The following is a 20,282-nucleotide window of genomic DNA, read 5'->3' on the forward strand; positions in this document are numbered from 1 at the left end:
ATCTTGGAATTTTGGTGCCCTGTAGTGTCGATTCCGTGACTCTCGGTTATCAGGCCATCCGGAGTCGCGCGGGCCGACTACGGTGTCCCGCGTGGAGGAGTCCCGGGCCGTGATACCGATGCGTCCGCTCACCTTCGGGGAGCTGCTCGACGCCGCCGTGTCGCTGCTGCGCGCCCAGGCCCCGCTGCTGCTCGGCACCGCCTTCGTGCTCTGCGCCGTCCAGCAGGTGCTGCTCTTGCCGCTGCGGGAGTGGGGGCACATGCGGCCGCCCGCCTACTGGCTCGACCTCGACGACCACCCGGCCGAGTCCTGGATGGTGTTCTGCGTCTCCATGGCGCTGGAGGCCGGGATCCTGGCGCTGCTCGGCGGGTTCGCGGGCGCCGCGGCCGGCCCGGGCCTGCTCGGCCGCAGGGCCCGCGGCCGCGACCTGCTGCGCCAGGTGGCCCGCCGCGGGCTGCCGCTGGTCGTGATCGCGCTGGCGACCACCGCCCTGATCTTCGTCACCGCGTTCATGCTCATGCTGCCCTGGCCGCTGCTCTACGGGCTGCTCGGGCTCGCCCCGGCCGCGCTGGTGGTCGATCGCGTCGGGCCGTTCGCGGCCATCGGCCGCTCGTTCAAGCTCGCCGGGCGCGGGTTGCGGGGCATGTCCATCCGGGTCGGGGGCTACGTCAGCTGGGCGGCCATCCGCATCGCCCTCGGCCTCGGCGGCGGAGCCCTGCTCGAGATCTGGCTGCGGCCCTACACCACCGGCTACGCGATCGCCATGCTCGCCGTCTGGGTCGTCGTCGACACGGTGGCATACGCGATGCTCGCGTGCGTCGACGCCGTGCTCTACCTGGAGATCCGGATGCGGGTCGAGGGGCTCGACGTGGCGATCGGGCGCCTGCGCCGCCTCAACCGCCCGATCGACCTGGCGGGATCGGTCATCCTCGGGGCGGCGGTCCGATGACCCGGGCGTGGGCCGGCTTCCTGCAGGCCGTCGACGACCTGATCGGCGTGCCGCTGGCGACGCTGCTGCTGATCGCCGCCGCGCTCGCGTTCGGCCTGCTGTACTACTTCTACCCCAGGTGGATCCCCCGCCGCTTCCCGCGCCTGCGCCTGCGCCGCCAGCGCAAGGCCAAGCAGGACAGCGAGCAGCTCGACGTCGACCTCGGCGCGGACGAGGAGCCCGAGCCCGAGGCGGAGCCGTCCGACGGCGAGGAGGTCCCCGAGCTGCCCGCGCACGTGTTCGCCTCCCTGGCCGACCGGCTCGCCGCCGAGGGACGCTACGCCGAGGCCGTCCGCGAGCGGCTCCGCGCGATGGTTCGCGGCCTCGTCGAGCGCCAGGTCCTCGAGCACGCGCCGGGGATGACCGTCACCGAGCTGGCCCGCGCGGCCGGCGCGGCCCGCCCGGCGGTCGAGGCGCCGATGCGCAGCGCGTCGGGCATCTTCTCCGACATCTGGTACGGCGAGCGCCCCGCCACCGCCGAGCACGACAGCCGCATGCGGGAACTCGCCGCGGAGGTCGGCCGATGACCACGACGGCAACGCGGCCCGCGACGACGGGGAGACCGAAAAAGCCGCGCGACTGGCGATGGCTGCGGCTCGTCGTGCCCCCGGCGGCCGTGCTGCTGCTCGTGCTCGTGGGGATGCTCGTCTACCAGGCGGGCGAGCCGAGCGACGACGACCCCGCGTTCCTCTCCCCCACCAGCCGGGCCGGCATCGGGTCGGCCGACCTCGCCGAGCGGGTGCGCCGGGCGGGCGTCGAGGTCGCCGTCGAGCGGAAGAGCTCCGACGCGCTCGTCGCCGCCTCGGCCGGCAACGCCACGCTGCTGATCACCACGCCGCAGCTGATGCAGAAGTACTACCTGCGCATGCTCAAGGTCCTCCCGTCCTCGACCCGCGTGGTGATCGTCGAGCCGAACGCGAGCGCGATCGTCGACGGGCTGCTGCCGATGCGGGGCACGAGCCGCAACTACATCGCCAAGACCGCCGCGCCCGGCTGCTCCTACGCGCCCGCGGCCAAGGCCGGGACCGCGGCCGTGGTGCGCACCCGCTACGGCTCGCTGGACGAGGACCTCGGGCGCGAGGTCGCGCGCTGCTACGCCGACTCGCTGGTGGTGTACGAGCGCGCCGCCGTCACCGTGACCGTCGTGGGCTCGGCGGACGTGTTCCGCAACGACCGCATCGGCGAGCACGGCAACGCGGCGCTCGCCACCGGCCTGCTCACCGCCGCACCCCGGCTCATCTGGCTGGACCTGCACCGGCGCGAGCCCCCGCCCGGCATCACGAACGACCCCGCGCTCGCGGGCGCCCCGGGCGCGCCGCCGTCGCTGCGCCCCGTCGACCCGTCCAATTCGGCCGACCCGGCGGACCGCGACTTCCCGCAGCCGGGCCGGCGCGCCACCGGGAACCAGCCCACCGGCCAGGCCGGCTCGAAGAACGAGGACCCGAAGCCGCCGCAGGAGCCGCCCAACCCGCTCTGGAGCGCGTTCCCGCCGTGGACGTACGTCGCGACCGCCCTCGTCGTGCTCGGCGTCGTCGCGCTCGCGGTGGCGATGGCCCGGCGGCTCGGCGCGCCCGTGGTCGAGCCGCTGCCGGTGGTCGTGCGCTCCAGCGAGACCGCGATCGGCCGGGGCCGGCTCTACCAGCGCGCGAAGGCCCGCGCCGAGTCGCTGCAGGTGCTGCGCGACGCCGCCGTGGTCCGGCTGATCCGGCTGCTGCGCCTCGCGCCCGACGTCGAGCGGCCGGTCCTGGTCGCGGCGGTCGCGGCGAGCAGCGCCTGGCCGCCGCCCGCGGTCGAGCACACGCTCTTCGGGCCGCCGCCCGACACCGACGACGAGCTGGTCAACGCGGCGCTGCGCCTCGAGCAGCTGGTCAACGCCGTCACGACCGAACAACCCGGGACGCAGCCGGCCCCGGCCGCCCCATTCGAAGGAGAGCCACGGTGACCGACATCGCCACCCCGCTGATCGAAGGCGCGCCGGAGGCCGGCGCGCAGCAGGCCCGGGCCGCGCTCGGGCGCCTGCGCGCCGAGGTGGCCAAGGTCGTCGTCGGGCAGGACGCGGTCGTGACCGGCATGGTCATCGCGCTGCTCGCCCGCGGCCACGTGCTGCTGGAGGGCGTGCCTGGCGTCGCCAAGACGCTGCTCATCCGCACCATCGCGGCGGCGCTGGACCTCGACTCGAAGCGGGTGCAGTTCACCCCCGACCTGATGCCCGGCGACGTCACCGGCTCGCTGATCTTCGACGCCCGCACCGCGGAGTTCCAGTTCCGCGAGGGGCCGGTCTTCACCAACCTGCTGCTCGCCGACGAGATCAACCGGACCCCGCCGAAGACGCAGGCGTCGCTGCTGGAGGTCATGGAGGAGCGGCAGGTGTCGGTCGAGGGCACCGCGCGCCCGCTGCCCGACCCGTTCCTGGTCGCCGCGACGCAGAACCCGATCGAGTACGAGGGCACCTACCCGCTGCCGGAGGCCCAGCTCGACCGGTTCCTGCTCAAGCTCACGGTCCCGCTGCCGACCCGCGACGAGGAGCTGGGCGTGCTGCGGGCGCACCACCGCGGCTTCGACCCGCGCAAGCTGCGCGACGCCGGCGTGCAGTCGGTGGCCACCGCGGCCGACCTGGCCCTCGGGCGGGCGGCGGTGCAGCGGGTGCAGGTGGCCGACGGCGTGCTGGCGTACATCGTCGATCTCTGCCGCGCGACCCGCACCTCGCCGTCGCTGGAGCTGGGCGCCTCCCCGCGCGGGGCGACCGCCCTGCTGGCCGCGTCCAAGGCGTGGGCCTGGCTCACCGGGCGCGACTACGTGACCCCGGACGACGTGAAGGCCCTGGCCCGCCCGACGCTGCGCCACCGTGTGCGCCTGCGGGCCGAGGCCGAGCTCGAGGGCGTCACCACGGACAACGTGCTCGAGTCGGTGCTGGCCACCGTGCCGACCCCGCGATGATCACCTGGCGGGCGGCGGCGCTGCTCGGCGGCGGGGCCGTGATCCTGGCGCTCGCCGGCGTCGTCGCGGGCGACGCCATCCCGGCCGCCGGGCTGTGGGCCGCGGCCGGGGTGTTCGTGCTCGCCGTCGCCGGCGCGTGCGCGCTGGACTGGCACAACGCCGCGTCGCCGAAGCTGCTGCGGATGAGCCGCACCGGCGACCAGTCGCTCTGGCTGGGCGAGTCCGGCCAGGTGAGCCTGCTGCTGCAGAACCGCTCCGACCGGGTCCTCACCGGCCGGGTGCGCGACGCCTGGGTGCCGTCCGCGGGCGCCGCGCCCACGATGCACGACGTGCGGATCGAGCCGGGCCGCGCGGTCGCCGTGGCCACGACGCTCACCCCGACACGGCGCGGCGACCGCCCGGCCGTGCGCGTGCTGGTGCGCTCGGTGGGGCCGCTCGGGCTGATGTACCGCCAGACGAGCCGGCGGACCGCGGACCGCCTCACGCCGGCGTGGCGGTTGCGGGTGTACCCGCGCTTCCACAGCCGCCGCCTGCTGCCGGAGAAGCTCTCGCGCCTGCGCGTGCTGGACGGCTCGGTGGTGACCCGGGGCCGCGGCCAGGGCACCGAGTTCGACACGCTGCGCGAATACGTGGTCGGCGACGACGTGCGCTCGATCGACTGGCGGGGCAGCGCCCGGCGCTCCGACGTCGTGGTGCGCACCTGGCGGCCCGAGCGCGACCGGCGCCTGGTGTGCGTGCTCGACACCGGCCGTACCTCCGCCGCCCGCATCGGCGACGAGCCCCGCCTGGACGCGGCCATGGACGCCGCCCTCCTGCTCGCGTCCGTGGCCGCCCGCGCGGACGACCGCGTCGACCTGCTGGCCGTGGACACCGCCGTGCGCGCGTCGGTCACCGACGTCGACAAGCGCACGCTGCTGTTCCGCCTGGTCACGACCATGGCCCCGCTCGAGCCGGCGCTGGTGGAGACCGACTTCGGCCTGGTCGCGGGCGAGGTGCTGCGCCGCGAGCGCAAGCGGGCCCTGGTCGTGCTGTTCACCGCCCTGGAGCCCGGCGCGCTCGGCGAGGGGCTGCTGCCCGTGCTGCCCCAGCTCGCCGCCCGGCACAAGGTGATCGTCGCCGCCGTGCACGACCCGGAGCTGATCCGCATGGCGCGCGTGATGCCCGACGCCACCCCGGCCGACGTGTACGCCGCGGCCGCCGCCCAGCGCGCCCTCGCCGAGCGCGACCGGGTCGCCGCCGCACTGCGCCGCCACGGCGTCGAGGTCGTGGACGCCCCCGCGGACGAGTTCGCCTCCCGGCTGACCGACCACTACCTCGCGCTCAAGGCCACCGGCCGGCTCTGATCCGAAAGCCGCGGCAGCAGCGCCGGGGTGGCGAGGATCAGCAGGCCCGCGACCAGCAGCGCCGTGCGCGGGCCGGTGAGGTCGGCGAGCACGCCGCCGAGCGCGCTCAGCACCGCGATGGACAGGCCGCTGCCGATCGACCAGGCCGACAGGGCGCGGGCGACGCGCTCCTTCGGGATCTCCTCGAGCCGGTACGCGGCCAGGACCGGGTTGAACAGGCTCATGCTCACGATGATCGCGAGCTCGACGGCGATCACGATCGCGAGCCCGAGCGGCCCGGGCCGGACGAAGGCGAGGCCGACCAGCCAGACCACGCGTAGGGTGCCGACCACGCGCACGACGCGCCGCCGGCCCCAGCGGGCCACGACCCGCGGCGCCAGGCGCGAGCCGAGCAGCCCGCCGAGGCAGGGGGCTGCGAAGGCGAGCCCGTACTGCCACGGCGGAAACCCGAGCTCGCGCAGCAGGAGCACGGCCAGCAGCGGCTCGGTCGCCATGATCAGGCCGCTCACGAGCACCTGGTTGGCGTACAGCCGACGCAGCCCGGGATGGCCGAACAGCAACCGCCACCCCTCCAGCAGCTCGCCGAGCCGGGTCCGGCGGACGGCGGGGGCGGGGCACTCCTCGCGGTCGCGGATCGCGGCGATCCCCAGCGCCGACAGCAGGTAACTCACCGCGTCCGCGACGACGCTCGCGACCGGCCCGAACAGCCCGACCGCGGCGCCGCCGAGCGGGGGCCCGACCGCGATGGAGCTCCAGTTCGTCGACTCGAACCGGGCGTTGGCCACGAGCAGGTCCGCGGGCTCGACCACCCGCTTGAGGTAGGCGCCGCTCGCCGCGTTGAACGCGATCTTGGCCGCCGCGACGACCGCCGAGACCACGAGCAGCTGGACGAAGCCGAGGATCCCGATGGCGTACGCGACCGGAATGGTCATCATCGCGGCGAACCGGGCCACGTCCATGGCGATCATCACCGGCCGCTTGCGCCGGAACTCGACCCACGGTCCGAGCGGGAGCGCGATCAGCGCGCCGACCGCCGGACCCATCGCCGAGAGCGCGGCCACCTGCCCCGGGCCGGCGTCCAGCGCGAGGACCGCGATGAGCGGGAGGGCGCCGAAGCCGAGTCCGGAGCCGTACGCGCTGACCGCGTACGCCGCCCACAGCCAGCCGAACCGCGCACCCAGATCCCGTCGAGCCACGCCGCCGATCTCAGCAGGCCGGGCCCGCCGCGATCAAACAACGCGCCCGCCGGGGCGCCACAACGGCCCGTTGTGCGCATAGGGTCGGCGGCGTGGATCTCGACGCCGTGCGTACCTTCGTCGCCGCCGCGGACGCCGGGCAGTTCCAGGGCGCCGCGGCGGAGCTGGCGGTCACGCAGCAGGCCGTGTCCAAGCGCATCGCGGCCCTCGAGCGGGATCTCGGGGTGCGCCTGTTCACCCGCACGGCCCGCGGCGCCCGGCTCACCGTCGACGGGCAGGCGTTCCTGCCGCACGCGCGGGAGTTGCTGCGCGTCGCCGAGCGCGCGGACGCCTCGGTGCGGCCCGGGAGGCGGGCCCTGCGCGTCGACGTCGTCAACCGCCGAATCGCCGCGGCGGTGCTGCTGCAGGAGTTCTACCGGGAGTACCCCCGCATCGACCTCGACGTCGTGACGCTCAGCGGCGACGTGGACGCGGCCGTGGCGGCGCTGCAGGCCGGGACGGTCGACGCCACCTTCCACGCCGTGCCCGGGCCCGCCCACCGGCTGCCGGAGGGGATCGGGGCCGCCCGCGTGATCGACGAGCCGCACGAGCTGCTCGTGGGGCCGCGCCACCCCCTCGCCGACGCCGGGTCGGTGACGCCGGCGGCGCTCGTGGGGCACCGCATCCGCATGCCGGGGCTGGCCCCCGGCACCGAGTGGGCCGCGTACTACGACGAGCTCGCCGCCGCCTTCGGGCTCACGATCGACGTGGTCGGGCCGATCTTCGGCAACGAGGCGCTGCTGGCCGAGATCGCCGAGTCCCCCACGGTGTCCACGCTGGTCGGGGCGGGCTCGTGGTACATGTGGCCGGACGCGTACGACCTGCGCCGCATCCCGGTGCGCGGGCCGGCCCCGATCTACCCGATGTCGCTGCTGTGGCGCCTGGACAACCCGCACCCGGGACTCGACCGGCTGCGCTCGTACGCGGTCGCGAAGTACGCGGCCCCCGCATGCGAGGTCTGGACGCCCGCGTGGGTCAGGCGGCCGGGAGCGACTCCTGGGCGATCTCTCCCTCGATAGCCGTCGACGCGCCCTCCAGGTGGGCCCGGCGCCCGAGCACGAAGACGTAGACCAGGAACGCGGCCCAGACCACGAAGCCGATGAAGTCGCGCACGATGTAGGGCAGCATGCCCGCCGGGGTCACGAACGCCTCCAGCAGCCCGCTGACCAGGAGCACGGCGACGAGCCCGAGGGCGACCAGCATGCCCTCCATCGCCGTGTCGGCCAGCGCGCGGCCGCGGGTGCGCAGCGGGCCCGGGGCCACCCAGGACCAGCCGATGCGCAGGCCCACGCCCGCCCCGACGAACACGGCGGTCAGCTCCAGCAGGCCGTGCGGGACGATCAGCCCGAAGAACGTGTCGGCGCGGCCGTAGCCGATCATGACCCCGCCGATGAGCCCGACGTTCATGGCGTTCTGGAACAGCAGGTACACGACCGGGAAGAAGACCACGCCCGAGGCCAGGCACTCGCCGGTGAGCAGCGCGTTGTGGGTCCACACGCGCAGGAACTGGTTCTGCGGGAGGTACTGGCTGTAGTAGCCCTCGAACTCCTCGTTGACCAGCGCGCTGATCTGGGCGTCGGAGAGGAAGTACCCGGCCACCGAGGGGTTCGCCGCCACGTATCCCATCAGCGCGAACGTGAAGAGCGAGAACGCGGTCGCCACGCCGCACCACCAGGGCCACGCGCGGTACACGGCCATCGGGAAGGTGTGGGTGAAGAAGCGGACCACCGTGGCCGGCGAGAACGAAGGGGCGCCCGTGAGCGCGTTGCGGGCACTCAGCACCAGCCGGGACAGCCGCGCGACGAGGATCGGGTCGGGCGAGCGGCTGCGGATGAGGCTCAGGTGCGTGGCGGCGCGCTGATACAGCGCCACGAGCTCGTCCGCCTCGGCCGCACCGAGCTTGCGGCGCTTCGCCAGCTCCTCCAGGCGCCGCCACTCGACGTTGTGCTCGGCGACGAAGGCGTCCAGGTCCACTCCGGCAGCGTAGACGGCGCCCGCACGCCCCGGGTGCCCGTTCTCCGTGGCTGCGGCCCCCACGAGGTGCGCGGCTGTAGCAAACTGTCAGCCATGACCGACCCCTCGGCCGCGGCCGCCCCCGGCGAGCGCCTCGTCAGCGGCGAGGCCGTCGAGCTCGAGGTGCGCGTGGCCCGGGCCGGTTCCCGCGTCCTGGCCCTGATGCTCGACATCGCGCTGCAGTGCCTGCTGCTGATCGCGCTGCTCTTCGCCACCGGCCTGGTGGTCTGGCTGACCCTGCGCGCGAACGTCTTCGACGGGGGCCTGTTCCAGGCGATCATCGTGATCCTGATGGCCGTCACCCTGATCGGGTATCCGGTGTTCTGGGAGACCCTCCTGCGCGGCCGGACGCCCGGCAAGGCGGCGATGGGCCTGCGCGTGGTCCGCGACGACGGCGGCCCGGTGCGCTTCCGCCACGCCCTCGCCCGTGCCCTGGTCGGCCTGGCCATCGAGTGGCCGGGCCTGCTCTTCCCGGTGGTCTCCTGGCTGGGCAGCCTGGGCGTGCTGATGCTGAACCCGAGCGGCAAGCGCATCGGCGACCTCGTCGCCGGCACGATCGTGATCCACGAGCGCACCCCGGCCGGCTGGGGCTGGGTCCCGGCCATGCCCCCGCCCCTGGTCCGCTGGGCCGCCCTGCTCGACCTGACCGGGCTGGACGACAGCCTGGCGCTGGCCGTGCGGCACTTCCTGGCCCGCAACCGCGAGATCGCCGAGCCCGCGCGCACGGCCCTGGGCCAGGCCCTGGCCCACGAGGTGTCGCAGCGCACGACGCCCCCGCCGCCGCCGGGCGTGCCGGGCTGGGCCTACCTGGCCGCGGTCCTGGCCGAGCGGCACCGGCGGTCGAGCCACCGCCTGGCGAAGGCCCGGGCGGCCTCGGCGGCGGTGTGGCCCGGGCTCTACGCGGTCGTCACGCCGCGCTTGCCGCCCCCGAAGTATCAGCCCAACGTGACCAGCTCGTGGGCGCCGCCGCAGCCGCCGGCCGACCGGCCGCCGATGCCGCGCCCGCCGGTCCCGCACGTCTGACCAGGCGGGTAAGGCATCAGGGGGATCAGCATCAGGGGATCAGCACCAGGGGATCAGCATCAGGCGGAGCGCAGGCCCCACTCCCCGATGTTGTACGTCGGTCCCCACACGGACGGGTTGTCGCGGATGTTGGCGTACTCCGAGTAGGTGAACGTGAGCGTCGGGCGCTGCATGAGCGGCAGCACGTACGCGTCCTTCGTCAGCAGGTCGTCCGCCTGGTTCAGCAGGTCCGCCGCGTGCCGCGGGTCCACGTCCGTCGCCGCCGAGTGCACCAGCCGGTCCAGCTCCGGGTTCGAGTACCCGCCGTAGTTGCCCACGGCCCCGGTGGCCCAGCGCCGCTCGGCCGCGCCCTGGTAGAGCGGGCCGTTGACGAAGTCGGCCAGCGCCAGGTCGAAGTCGGCGGAGGTCAGGGTCTGCGACAGGCTGTCGGCGGCCTCGGGGTGGGCGTCGATCCCGATGTTCTTCAGCGCGGCCGAGATCAGCTCGGCCGCGGCCGCCCGGGTGGCGTTGCCCTTGTCGTAGCGCAGCCGCAGCGCCGGCACGGCCTCGCCCGCCTTCGTGGACAGGCGGCCGTTGTCCAGCTTGTAGCCGGCGGTGGTGAGCAGCTTCTTCGCCTTCTCGGTGTCGCCGGTGCCCTGGCCGGTGCCGGAGATCACGTCCTTGTAGGCGGTGTCCCCGGGCACGAAGTTGTGGCTGCCCAGCGGCTTGAGGTTCTTGTCGAAGGCGCCGTAGGTCTTCTCGACCACCGTCTTGACGCTCACGGCGGTGAACAGCGCGCGGCGCAGGACCGGGTCGGCGAGGTACTTGTTGCGCACGTTGAGCGTCAGGTGCTCCCACGTGTAGCTCTCGCCCACCGAGTAGATCACCCCGGGGGTGGCCGCCACGCCGGCGACGAGGGCCTGGCTCGGCAGCGGCGACATGCCGGTGAGCTCCTTGGCCTTCAGCGCGGGCAGGATCGCGTTGGGATCGGTGATGACCTTGAACGTGATGGTGTCGAGGCTGGGCTTGATCTTGCCGTACCACTTGTCGTTCTTCTTGAGCACCAGGCTCTGGCCCTGGTTGTAGCTGTCGACCTGGTAGGGGCCGCCGGACCAGGTCGGCACCGTGCGGGCGAACCAGTCGGACGCGGCCGCGACGCCGGCGGGCTTGGTCAGGTCGAAGCCCTGCTTGGTGGCCAGGTGCGAGGGGTACAGCCCGTCGTTGGAGAAGAGGCCCTTCCAGTCGCCGAAGGTCTTGCCGTCGGTGAAGGTCATCGTGACGGTCTTGCCGCCGTCGGAGCCGACGATGCTCTTGATCACGTCGTAGCCGGCGGTGGCCGCGGGCGTGCAGTTCGAGCAGTGCGCCGGGTTGCCCGAGTTCTGCTTCCACGCGAAGACGAAGTCGTCGGCGGTGACCGGGATGCCGTCGCTCCAGACCGCGTCGGGACGGATCTTGTAGACGATCGTCTCGGGGTTCTGGTTGGTGATGTCGGCCGAGCTCACGAGGTCGGCGTTGAGCTGGAGGCGGCCCTGCGGGTCGACCTTGAACACCTGCGGCAGGAGGCCCGACAGCGCCTGCTTGGTCGCGGGCGAGGCGCCGTCGCGGGTGTTCACGTTCCAGTTGGCGATGGGCTGTTCGAGGCCGTACGTATACGCCCCGCCGAGCTTGAGATCGCCACCGTTGCAGGTCGTCGGGTTCTTCTCGCAGTCCGCGAACCCGATGGTGGCCGTCGGTGACGGCTTGCTGGAGCCGCCGCCGGTGCACGCGCCGAGCAGCAGCGCGGCCGCCGCCAGCGCCGCGATCGAGCCCCGCATCTGCCTTCCAGTTACAAACGCCACCCGGCCACCATAGGGGGCGGGCCTAGACGAAGAGGGCACGACCCCACGAGTCGTCCGCGGCGGAGACTCCGGGTGGGCAGGCGAACAGGCCGCTGGAGACGTGCCGGATGTACTCGTTGAGCGCGTCCTGCCGCGACAGCCGGGTCTGGATCGGCACGAACTGCTTGCGGGGGTCGCGCTGGTACGCGATGAAGAACAGGCCCGCGTCGAGCCGGCCCAGGCCGTCGGAGCCGTCGACGAAGTTGTAGCCGCGGCGCAGCAGCCGGGCCCCGTCGTTGAACTGGGGGTGCGCGAGGCGCACGTGGGAGTCCCGCGGGATCGTCTCACCCGAGAAGTCCGGCTCGTCGAACTCGCCCGCCTTGCCCAGCGCCGCGCCCTCGCCCTTGTTCCGGCCGATGATCGCCTCCTGCTCGGCCAGGGAGGTGCGGTCCCACGTCTCGATCACCATCCGGATCTTGCGGGTGACCATGTAGGAGCCGCCGGTCATCCACTCCGGGCCGTCGCCCGGCTGCACCCAGAGCTGCTCGTCGAGCAGCTTCGTGTCCTCGGCCTTCAGGTTGGCCGTGCCGTCCTTGAAGCCGAACAGGTTCCGGGCGGTCTGCTGGGTCCGCGACGTCGAGGAAGTCCGGCCGAACCCGAGCTGCGACCAGCGCACGCTCACCACGCCGAAGCCGATGCGGGCCAGGTTGCGCACCGCGTGCACGGCCACCTGAGGGTCGTGCGCGCACGCCTGCACGCAGATGTCCCCGCCGGAGATCTCGGGCTTCAGCGCGTCCTTGGCGAACTTCGGCAGGTCGGCGAGCGCCTCGGGGCGCCGGTCCGCGATGCCGAAGCGGTCCTTGCCCTCGGCCGTGCGGAAGAACGTCGGGCCGAAGCCGACGGTCAGCGTCAGCCCGGACGGCGGCAGCCCGATGGCCTCGCCGGTGTCGTCGGGCGCCGCCTCCGGCACCCCGTTCACGGCCCCGATGGCGCCGGCGTCCCGCCCCGCCGTCATCCGGGCCGCGGCCGCCGTCCACTTCCGCAGCAGCTCGGCGACCTCGGCCTTCTTCTCCGTGATCACGTCGAACGCGACGAAGTGCAGCCGGTCCTGGGCGGGCGTGACGATCCCGGCCTGCCGGGCCCCGTAGAAGGGCACCGCCGCGCCCGGGTCGTTGGCCCGGGCGGGCGGCGGGTCGTCGAAGACCTGCAGGCCGACGGCTCCGCCGGCCGCGGCCCCGAGGGCCCCGGCTCCGGCGAGTCCGAGCATCTTGCGACGATCCATGGCGAGAACTCCGGTCGTTACTTGGAGGCGACGAGCGGGGCGACCTTGCTGATCGGCTCGGCGAGCGCGTTGATCGCGTCGGCCAGCGACTTGAGCTGGGCCTCGGAGAGCTCGTTGTGGAACTTCCAGCCGTCGCCGTTGCGGTACTTGTCGAGCTCCGCCTGCGCCGCCGCGAACTTCTCGTCCAGGCTCTTGGCCAGGGCGGCGTCCTTCTCCTCGATGACCGGGCGCAGCGCCGCGATCGCGGCCCGGGAGCCCTCGAGGTTGGCCTGGAAGTCCCACAGGTCGGTGTGCGAGAAGGTGTCCTCCTCGCCGGTGATCTTGCCGGTGGCGACCTCGTCCAGCAGCTCCTTGGCGCCGTTGGCGAGCTCGATCGGGGACAGCTGCACCGTCTCGGCCTTGCTCACGATGGTCTTGACGTCCTCGAGCAGCTTGTCGGCGGTCGGGCCGGACTTGCTGATGTCCTTGGTGACCCAGAGGTCCTTCTCGATCTTGTGGAAGCCGGTCCACTCCTGGCCGGGCTCGAGGTCGGCCTCGCGGGCGTCGATCGCCGGATCGAGGTCGCCGAAGCTCTCGGCCACGGGCTCGATGCGCTCCCAGTAGGTGCGGGCGATCGGGAACAGCGACTTGGCCTTCTCGGCGTCGCCGGCCTTGACCGCGTTGACGAACTCGGTCGTCTTGTCGATCAGGGCGCCCGTGTTGTTCTTCACGTACGTCTGGTAGTCCTTGGTCGCCTGGGCGAGCTTGGCGTCGTCGGTCAGCGGCTTGCTCTCGCCGGTGGCCTTGAACTGGCCGCGGATGCCGTTGCCGACCATGCCCGGCTTGCAGGCGGTCTCGTAGGTGCCGGCCGGCAGCTCCACGATGAGGTCGCGGGTGAGACCCGGCGCGACGTTCTCGACCTCGCCGACGATGCGGTCGCCGGTGGCGTACACGTAGAACTCGGTGACCTTGCCGCCCTTGTTGCTGACGGAGAAGGTGACCGGCCCGGACGCCGTCTCGGTCCGCTCGACCTTGCACTCGGAGTCGGTGGCGGTGACGGCGATCTTGCCGTTGGAGCTGGCCTCGGCCCCGGCCCCGGAGCCGCTCTTGTCGTCGCCGCAGCCGGTCAGCGCGACGGCCAGCGCCGGTACGGCACCGATCACGAGCAGGCGTGATGTACGCATGGTTCTCCTACGAGACATGGAAGAGGGGGTGGTGCGGCGTCAGGCTTCGGAGACGACCGGCTTCGATGCCGGCTCGGATGCCGGTCGGCGCAGCAGCGGCAGCAGGAAGAGGACCAGGACCGGCACCCCGTAGGCGATCCAGGCGATGGTCTCGAGCACGGACGGCTGCGGCGTGAAGTTGAACATGCCGCGCAGCAGCTCCGCGTACCACGCGGTGGGCGGCAGCGCGCCGGAGAGGTCGAACGCGTGGTTGTTCAGCCCCGGCAGGATGTTGGCCTCCTGCAGGTCGTGCACCCCGTACTTGAAGATCCCGGCGGCCACGAGCACGAGCAGCGCGCCCGTCCAGGTGAAGAACTTCGTCAGGTTGATCCGGATGGCGCTGGCGTAGAGCAGCCAGCCGAGCACGACCGAGGTGGCGAGGCCGAGCGAGATGCCGACGATCGGCTGCCAGGTATCGGCGCCCTGGGCCGCGGCGAAGAAGAGGATCGACGTCTCCAGGCCCTCGCGGGCGACGGCCAGGAAGGCCATGCCGGCGACCGCGAAGGGGCCGACCTGGATCGCGTCCTCGAGCTTGCCGCGCAGCTCCTTGGCCATCTGGCGGGCCATCCGCCGCATCCAGAAGATCATGAAGGTGACGAACACGACAGCGATCAGCGAGGCGATCGCGTCCACCATCTCCTGGTGGGGGCCGGAGAGGTACGCGGTGCCGGCCTGCAGCAGGGCGGCCACCCCGATGGAGAGCAGCGCCGCGACCGCGACGCCGGTCCAGACCCACCGCAGCAGGTGCTTGCGGTCGCTCTTGACCAGGAACGCGACCAGGATCGAGACCACGAGCGTGATCTCGAGCCCCTCGCGCAGGCCGATCAGGTAGATGGCGGTCATTCGAGCTCCGCAGGTAAGCCTTGTCTTACTTAGGTCAGCATTACCTTAGACCTCACCGGCATGTCCTACAAGCTTGTGGCACTTGAACACCAAGGGGCCCCGCCGGAGTACTCCGGCGGGGCCCCTTGACGATCGGACTCAGTAGCGGTAGTGGTCCGCCTTGTAGGGGCCCTCCACCGGGATGCCGAGGTATTCGGCCTGCTTCTTGGTCAGCTCGGTGAGCCGGACGCCAAGCGCGTCCAGGTGCAGCCGGGCGACCTTCTCGTCGAGGTGCTTGGGCAGCGTGTAGACGCCGATCGGGTACTCCTCGGTCTTCGTGAACAGCTCGATCTGCGCGATCGTCTGGTTCGCGAAGCTGTTGGACATGACGAACGACGGGTGACCGGTCGCGTTGCCCAGGTTGAGCAGGCGGCCCTCGCTCAGCACGATGATCGAGTGACCGTCGTCGAACTTCCACTCGTCGACCTGCGGCTTGATGTTGATCCGCGTCACGTCGGAGCGACGGGCCAGGCCGGCCATGTCGATCTCGTTGTCGAAGTGGCCGATGTTGCCGACGATCGCCTGGTGCTTCATCCGGCCCATGTGCTCGGCGGTGATGACGTCGAGGCAGCCGGTGGCGGTGATGAAGATGTCGGCGGTCTCGACGACGTCCTCCATCGTGGCGACCTGGTAGCCGTCCATCGCGGCCTGCAGGGCGCAGATCGGGTCGACCTCGGTGACGATGACCCGGGCGCCCTGGCCGCGCAGCGACTCGGCGCAGCCCTTGCCCACGTCGCCGTAGCCGAAGACCACGGCCACCTTGCCGCCGATGAGCACGTCGGTGGCGCGGTTGATGCCGTCGATGAGCGAGTGACGGCAGCCGTACTTGTTGTCGAACTTCGACTTCGTGACGGAGTCGTTGACGTTGATCGCCGGGAAGAGCAGGGTGCCGGCCTGCTGCATCTCGTAGAGGCGGTGCACGCCGGTGGTGGTCTCCTCGGTCACGCCCTTGATGCCGGCCGCGACGCGGGTCCAGCGGCGGTTGTCCTCGCCGATGGAGCGCTGCAGCAGCTTGAGGATGACCGCGTACTCCTCCGAGTCGGCGGTGTCCGGCGACGGCACGGCCCCCGCGCCCTCGAACTCGGCGCCCTTGTGCACCAGCAGCGTGGCGTCGCCGCCGTCGTCGAGGATCATGTTCGGGCCCTGGCCGTCGGGCCAGAGCAGCACCCGCTCGGTGCACCACCAGTACTCGTCGAGGGTCTCGCCCTTCCAGGCGTAGACCGGCACGCCGGCCGGCTTCTCGGGGGTGCCCTCGGGGCCGACGGCGATCGCGGCGGCGGCGTGGTCCTGGGTCGAGAAGATGTTGCAGCTGGCCCAGCGCACCTGCGCACCGAGCGCGACGAGCGTCTCGATCAGCACCGCGGTCTGGATCGTCATGTGCAGCGAGCCGGTGATCCGCGCGCCCTTCAGGGGCTGCGTCGCGGCGAACTCGCGCCGGATGGCCATGAGGCCGGGCATCTCGTGCTCGGCGAGCTGGATCTCCTTGCGCCCGAACGCGGCGAGGGACAGATCGGCCACCTTGAAGTCACCGTCGGCGACGGTGCTCGGCGGCAGCGTGCTGGTCAATGCGATCTCCTGGTCTGCAGAGGCGTACGGCGACCCTTCACGGTACGCGGCGACCGGAGAGCCTTCCAATCGCCCCGGCCCGAAGTGACCGGGACAGCGAGCGGGGCGGCGGGATTGCTCCCACCGCCCCGCTCTTCCCCCCGGTTTGGTTCCCCCGCATTGGCTTGGAGCGCTGTCTCAAACCCTGCGTAGCCATGACACTACTCTGCGCAACTCAAGATGTCCAGCAAATGCTCCGAATTCGGACACCTTGGATGGGTAACGAGACCGGCCGCGCCGCGAGGAACGCGACGCGGCCGGTTCAACAGCCCGCGCTTGGCGCGAGTCCGCCCGAGTGGGTGAACTCAGGTCAGCGGCGTCGCCGCCTGGAAGGCCTCGCCGGACCCGCTGAGCGCGAGCTCCGGCCGGCTCGCCGGCGCGAACGCCGCCTGGCCGGGGCTCAGCGTCACCGGGAGCGCCCCGTCGTCGACCCGGACCGAGCCCCGGGTGCACAGCACGATCCGCGGCCCCGAGCCCGGCAGCCGCACCGCCGGCCGGTCGGCGCCGAGCACCGCCCGGTGCAGCGCGAAGTCGGGCACGGGCACCGGGTAGGCCGACAGCCCGCCGCCCAGGTCCTCCGCGTGGGTGACGGGCTCGTCGAGCACCTCGAAGCGCAGCACCCGCAGCAGCTCCTCGACGTCCACGTGCTTCGGGGTCAGGCCGCCGCGCAGCACGTTGTCGGAGGCGGCCATGATCTCGACGCCGACGCCGCGCAGGTAGGCGTGCAGGTTCCCGGCCGGCATCCAGACCGCCTCGGCCGGGCGCAGCCGGATCCGGTTGAGCAGCGTGGCCACGATGACCCCGCTGTCGCCCGGATACTGCTCGGCAAGCCCGGTGACCAGGTCGTAGGCCGGCTTCTCGGCCGCCCGCGGGCCGCACGCGGCCACGACCTCGCCGACGAGATCCGCGTCCGGATGGCCGAGCAGGCCCCCGACCGCGTCGTGCAGGGCCGCGGCCGGGTCGGCCTGGCTCAGCGCGTCGATCGTCGGCTTGAGCCGCGCCACGCCGAGCGCGGCGAGGTCGGCCGCGGCCGCCGCCGGGTCGCGGAAGCCGCACAGCGCGTCGAAGTCGGTCAGCGCGACCAGCATCTCCGGCTTGTGCCAGGCATCGACGTAGGACTGGTGCCCGGCCGCGTGCGCCGCCCGGGCCTGCTCCAGCGTCGGGTGCGCCTGCAGCGACAGCGGCTGGGCGGCCGCGAGCACCTTGAGCAGGAACGGCAGCCGCGTGCCGAAGCGCTCGACGTTGGCCGCGCCGAGCAGCGTCCGCGGGTCGGCGGCGATCGCGTCGACCAGCGAGGTGCCGCTCACCGCGAGCCGCGACGGGCTGGCCGGGTGGGCCCCCATCCACAGCTCGGCCTCGGGGTCCGGGGTCGGCGTGGGCCGGCCCTGCAGCGTGGCGATCGCGGTGCGCGAGCCCCAGGCGTACTTGCGGATCGGGCTGTCGAGCAGTTCCACGGTCAGTGCGCCTCCGCGCTGGTCGGGACGGTGTTCTGGTCGGCCTCGCCGGCCTTGGCGGCGCGGTAGATGTCGGGCTCCAGATAGATCACGCGGGCGATCGGCACCGCGGCCCGGATGCGGGCCTCGGCGGCGTCGATGCCCCGGGCGATCTCGTCGGCCGTCTCGTTGTGCCGGACCGCGATCTTCGCCGCGACCAGCAGCTCGTCCGGGCCCAGGTGCACGGTGCGCATGTGGATCACGCGCTCGACCTCGGGGCCGTCGACGATCGCCCGCTCGATCGCGGCGACCTGGTCCGGGGTGGCCGCCTCGCCGACGAGCAGGCTCTTCATCTCGACCGCCAGCACGCCCGCGACCGCGATGAGCAGCACGCCGATGGCCGCGGTGCCGATGCCGTCCCAGATGCCGTTGCCGGTGATCAGGGTCAGCCCGACGCCGAAGAGCGCGAGCACCAGGCCGAGCAGGGCCGCGAAGTCCTCGAGCAGGATGACCGGCAGCTCCGGCTCCTTGGCCCGGCGGATGAACTGCACCCAGGTCGCCTTGCCCTTGATCTTCCTCGTCTCACCGATCGCGGTGCGGAAGGACAGGCCCTCCATGACGATCGCCGCGAGGAGGACCGCCACCGGCACCCACTGCCAGGACTCGATCGGCTCCGGGTGGGAGATCTTGTGCCAGGCCTCGTAGATGGCGAAGACGCCGCCGACGAAGAACAGCACGACAGCGACGATGAAGGCGTAGATGTACCGCTCGCGGCCGTAGCCGAACGGGTGGCGCGCGGTGGCCCGCTTCGAGGCCTGCTTGCCGCCGAGCAGCAGCAGGCCCTGGTTGCCGGAATCGGCCACCGAGTGGATGGCCTCGGCCAGCATCGACGACGACCCGGTCAGGAAGAACGCGACGAACTTGGTGACGGCGATGCCCAGGTTGGCGGCCAGCGCCGCCAGGATTGCCTTCGTCCCGCCCTCGGTACTCACATCGCCTCCGCTTCGCCACGGCGATGCGGGGCATCGCACTGAGTTGATTGGTGAGAGGCCCCTCCGCTTCGCTTCGGACCGCTCACGGACTCACCAGATCCTTCATCTCGGACACAGCAGGGACGGCCATCGGGTCGAAGCCGTGGGCCAGACCCAGGTAGATCGAGGTGAAGTCCGGCACGGCGACGAGCGAGGCCAATCGTTCCAGAGCGGAGCCACCCTCGGCGGTGATCAGGCTCACCCGCACGCCCCGGCGCTCGGCCAGCTCCTGCACGGCCTCGGCCCGTCGCTCCTCGACCACGACCGGCTCGCCGTCGTCCTCGTCCTCGCCGGTGAGCCCGCCGTCGCGCAGCAGCACCAGCCGCAGCCGGGTGGCCGGGTTGTCGGCGTCCTCGTCCGGGTCGGCGAAGATGTCCCGATCGGCCTCGGCCAGGCCGCCGTAGACCCCGTCGAGCAGGCCGACCCGGCCCCGGCCCGCCTCGCCGAGCGCGCCGACGACTGCGGGGTAGCGGGCGTTGGCCGACAGCGTGTCGCCGAAGCGGCGGGCCGCCACGGTGGCCAGCGGCGAGGAGCCCCAGACGATCGGCACCGAGTGGGCCAGGTCCAGGGCCAGGCTCTTGCCCGGGTTCACGAACGTCTCCATCGCCGTGCGGCACCGCTCGGCGTCGGCGTCCAGCCGCGCGGCGGTCTCGGCGAAGTCGGCCTCGGTGACCTTGACCAGGCCGAGCTGGCGCGCGGCGAGCAGCACCGGGACGGTCAGGCCCCAGAGGCTGGCCCGGGCCGGCGCCCGCCGCGGCACCGGGATGAACGGCGCGCGGAAGCGGTCGGCCAGGGCGTGCAGCTGGGTGTCGGGCGCACCGATGGCCACGAGCCGGGCCCCGCGGCGACCGGCGGCCTCGGCGGCGGCGAGCGCCTCCGGGGAGCGGCCGGACGCCGAGACGGCGATGACCACGTCGGCCGCGCCGACCCAGCCGGGGATGCCCGCGCTGCGGTGGGCCAGGACCGGCACCGGGCAGCGCGGCCCGGCGACGGTCTCGAGGATGTCGCCGGTGCGCGCGGCCGTGCCGACGCCCGCGACGACCACGGCCCGCGGGCGGCCCTCGTCGGCCAGCGCGCTCAGGTCGGTCTCGGCGGCCAGCGTGGCCGCCTCCCGCACCTGGGCACCGGCCGACGCGGTCGCGCGCAGCATGCCGCCCGGGTCGTTCTTCTCCAGCGCCTCGGCGTTGTCCAGCAGCGCCAGGTCGATCTCGCGATGCCCGCGGACCCCCGCAGTGCCTTCCAGTGGATTCATGCCGCACCACCCTCTTCGGTCTTGGCGGATTCCCCGTCGGTGCCGTTCTCAACCGCACCGTCGGGAGAGGGCCGGCGCGCCTCGTCGAGCAGGAGCACCGGGATGCCGTCGCGGATCTCGAAGATCCGCCCGCATTCGGTGCAGGTCAACGTCTGCGCATCGGCATCGAGGGTGAGCTCGGCGTGGTGCTCGTCGGGGCAGCGCAGGATCGACAGCAGGGCGGGGTCCACGGACACGCGTTCCAACTCCTTCTCAGCGGC

At 72.8% G+C, this 20,282-nt stretch carries 18 protein-coding genes; 7 read left to right on the top strand and 11 right to left on the bottom strand.

Translation table 11 applies throughout. The annotated features are described in order from the left end of the window. Positions 1 to 91 precede the first annotated feature (91 nt). The 5 genes from ACQP1P_RS43000 to ACQP1P_RS43020 are packed head-to-tail and all read left to right on the top strand — an operon-like array spanning position 92 to position 5,268. Positions 92 to 949: a hypothetical protein gene (locus ACQP1P_RS43000; protein ID WP_433080396.1), complete on the top strand. Its 858-nt coding sequence runs from the start codon at positions 92 to 94 to the stop codon at positions 947 to 949. Beyond that, on the top strand, positions 946 to 1,515 hold the full coding sequence (locus ACQP1P_RS43005; protein WP_433080398.1) for a DUF4129 domain-containing protein: 570 nt from the start codon (positions 946 to 948) through the stop codon (positions 1,513 to 1,515). The genes ACQP1P_RS43000 and ACQP1P_RS43005 overlap by 4 nt, the downstream gene beginning before the upstream one ends. Further along, entirely contained in the window at positions 1,512 to 2,930 is a 1,419-nt protein-coding gene (locus tag ACQP1P_RS43010; RefSeq protein ID WP_433080400.1) for a DUF4350 domain-containing protein, read from the top strand. Before ACQP1P_RS43005 ends, ACQP1P_RS43010 begins: the two co-directional genes overlap by 4 nt. Further along, positions 2,927 to 3,925: an AAA family ATPase gene (locus ACQP1P_RS43015; RefSeq protein ID WP_433080402.1), complete on the top strand. Its 999-nt coding sequence runs from the start codon at positions 2,927 to 2,929 to the stop codon at positions 3,923 to 3,925. Before ACQP1P_RS43010 ends, ACQP1P_RS43015 begins: the two co-directional genes overlap by 4 nt. Then, the gene (locus tag ACQP1P_RS43020; protein ID WP_433080404.1) at positions 3,922 to 5,268 is read left to right on the top strand and encodes a DUF58 domain-containing protein; all 1,347 of its coding nucleotides are present in this window, start codon (positions 3,922 to 3,924) and stop codon (positions 5,266 to 5,268) included. Before ACQP1P_RS43015 ends, ACQP1P_RS43020 begins: the two co-directional genes overlap by 4 nt. Here ACQP1P_RS43020 and ACQP1P_RS43025 read toward each other — a convergent pair. Continuing rightward, entirely contained in the window at positions 5,235 to 6,464 is a 1,230-nt protein-coding gene (locus ACQP1P_RS43025; protein ID WP_433080406.1) for an MFS transporter, read from the bottom strand. The genes ACQP1P_RS43020 and ACQP1P_RS43025 overlap by 34 nt on opposite strands. Positions 6,465 to 6,556: 92 nt before the next feature. Between ACQP1P_RS43025 and ACQP1P_RS43030 the strand changes: the two genes are divergently transcribed. Further along, complete coding sequence (locus ACQP1P_RS43030) at positions 6,557 to 7,522, top strand: LysR family transcriptional regulator (protein WP_433080408.1); 966 nt, start codon at positions 6,557 to 6,559, stop codon at positions 7,520 to 7,522. Here the strand turns inward: ACQP1P_RS43030 and ACQP1P_RS43035 are convergent. Next, positions 7,479 to 8,477, bottom strand: a complete 999-nt coding sequence (locus ACQP1P_RS43035; RefSeq protein WP_433080410.1) for a stage II sporulation protein M — start codon at positions 8,475 to 8,477, stop codon at positions 7,479 to 7,481. The two genes, ACQP1P_RS43030 and ACQP1P_RS43035, sit on opposite strands and share 44 nt — an antisense overlap. Positions 8,478 to 8,570: 93 nt before the next feature. Here ACQP1P_RS43035 and ACQP1P_RS43040 point away from each other — a divergent pair, with 93 nt between their 5' ends. Continuing rightward, positions 8,571 to 9,539 carry an RDD family protein gene (locus ACQP1P_RS43040; RefSeq protein ID WP_433080412.1) on the top strand — a complete coding sequence of 323 codons (969 nt, stop codon included), beginning with the start codon at positions 8,571 to 8,573 and terminating at the stop codon, positions 9,537 to 9,539. A 59-nt stretch (positions 9,540 to 9,598) separates the two neighbouring features. Here the strand turns inward: ACQP1P_RS43040 and ACQP1P_RS43045 are convergent, their stop codons facing one another. The 9 genes from ACQP1P_RS43045 to ACQP1P_RS43085 form a co-directional block, all read right to left on the bottom strand. Further along, a complete protein-coding gene (locus tag ACQP1P_RS43045; protein WP_433080414.1) occupies positions 9,599 to 11,356 on the bottom strand; it encodes an ABC transporter family substrate-binding protein in 1,758 nt (585 codons plus the stop codon). A 22-nt stretch (positions 11,357 to 11,378) separates the two neighbouring features. Then, a complete protein-coding gene (gene efeB / locus ACQP1P_RS43050; RefSeq protein ID WP_433080416.1) occupies positions 11,379 to 12,617 on the bottom strand; it encodes an iron uptake transporter deferrochelatase/peroxidase subunit in 1,239 nt (412 codons plus the stop codon). A gap of 17 nt (positions 12,618 to 12,634) precedes the next feature. Further along, positions 12,635 to 13,780 (bottom strand): iron uptake system protein EfeO, encoded by a 1,146-nt coding sequence (efeO, locus tag ACQP1P_RS43055; protein WP_433080418.1) that lies wholly within the window; start codon positions 13,778 to 13,780, stop codon positions 12,635 to 12,637. Between the two features lie 39 nt (positions 13,781 to 13,819). Then, a complete protein-coding gene (gene efeU / locus ACQP1P_RS43060) occupies positions 13,820 to 14,662 on the bottom strand; it encodes an iron uptake transporter permease EfeU (RefSeq protein WP_433080420.1) in 843 nt (280 codons plus the stop codon). Positions 14,663 to 14,800: 138 nt separating this feature from the next. Then, positions 14,801 to 16,267: an adenosylhomocysteinase gene (gene ahcY / locus ACQP1P_RS43065; RefSeq protein WP_433080422.1), complete on the bottom strand. Its 1,467-nt coding sequence runs from the start codon at positions 16,265 to 16,267 to the stop codon at positions 14,801 to 14,803. A 344-nt stretch (positions 16,268 to 16,611) separates the two neighbouring features. Continuing rightward, positions 16,612 to 17,760 carry a mannose-6-phosphate isomerase, class I gene (gene manA, locus ACQP1P_RS43070; protein ID WP_433080424.1) on the bottom strand — a complete coding sequence of 383 codons (1,149 nt, stop codon included), beginning with the start codon at positions 17,758 to 17,760 and terminating at the stop codon, positions 16,612 to 16,614. A 2-nt stretch (positions 17,761 to 17,762) separates the two neighbouring features. Then, positions 17,763 to 18,731: a cation diffusion facilitator family transporter gene (locus ACQP1P_RS43075; RefSeq protein ID WP_433080426.1), complete on the bottom strand. Its 969-nt coding sequence runs from the start codon at positions 18,729 to 18,731 to the stop codon at positions 17,763 to 17,765. An 82-nt stretch (positions 18,732 to 18,813) separates the two neighbouring features. Further along, complete coding sequence (locus tag ACQP1P_RS43080; protein WP_433080428.1) at positions 18,814 to 20,022, bottom strand: SIS domain-containing protein; 1,209 nt, start codon at positions 20,020 to 20,022, stop codon at positions 18,814 to 18,816. Beyond that, positions 20,019 to 20,258, bottom strand: a complete 240-nt coding sequence (locus ACQP1P_RS43085; protein ID WP_433080430.1) for a Trm112 family protein — start codon at positions 20,256 to 20,258, stop codon at positions 20,019 to 20,021. The genes ACQP1P_RS43080 and ACQP1P_RS43085 overlap by 4 nt, the downstream gene beginning before the upstream one ends. Positions 20,259 to 20,282 lie beyond the last annotated feature (24 nt).

Source organism: Dactylosporangium sp. CA-052675, from assembly GCF_050947935.1.
GTDB lineage: Bacteria > Actinomycetota > Actinomycetes > Mycobacteriales > Micromonosporaceae > Dactylosporangium.

What these genes read in the sequence shown, in the direction of transcription:
- ACQP1P_RS43020 (WP_433080404.1), top strand. Translation starts at nt 3,922, where the DNA reads ATGATCACCTGGCGGGCGGCGGCGCTGCTCGGCGGCGGGGCCGTGATC.
- ACQP1P_RS43010 (WP_433080400.1), top strand. Translation starts at nt 1,512, where the DNA reads ATGACCACGACGGCAACGCGGCCCGCGACGACGGGGAGACCGAAAAAG.
- ACQP1P_RS43080 (WP_433080428.1), bottom strand. Translation starts at nt 20,022, where the DNA reads ATGAATCCACTGGAAGGCACTGCGGGGGTCCGCGGGCATCGCGAGATC.
- ACQP1P_RS43040 (WP_433080412.1), top strand. Translation starts at nt 8,571, where the DNA reads ATGACCGACCCCTCGGCCGCGGCCGCCCCCGGCGAGCGCCTCGTCAGC.
- efeO (WP_433080418.1), bottom strand. Translation starts at nt 13,780, where the DNA reads ATGCGTACATCACGCCTGCTCGTGATCGGTGCCGTACCGGCGCTGGCC.
- ACQP1P_RS43005 (WP_433080398.1), top strand. Translation starts at nt 946, where the DNA reads ATGACCCGGGCGTGGGCCGGCTTCCTGCAGGCCGTCGACGACCTGATC.
- efeB (WP_433080416.1), bottom strand. Translation starts at nt 12,617, where the DNA reads ATGGATCGTCGCAAGATGCTCGGACTCGCCGGAGCCGGGGCCCTCGGG.
- efeU (WP_433080420.1), bottom strand. Translation starts at nt 14,662, where the DNA reads ATGACCGCCATCTACCTGATCGGCCTGCGCGAGGGGCTCGAGATCACG.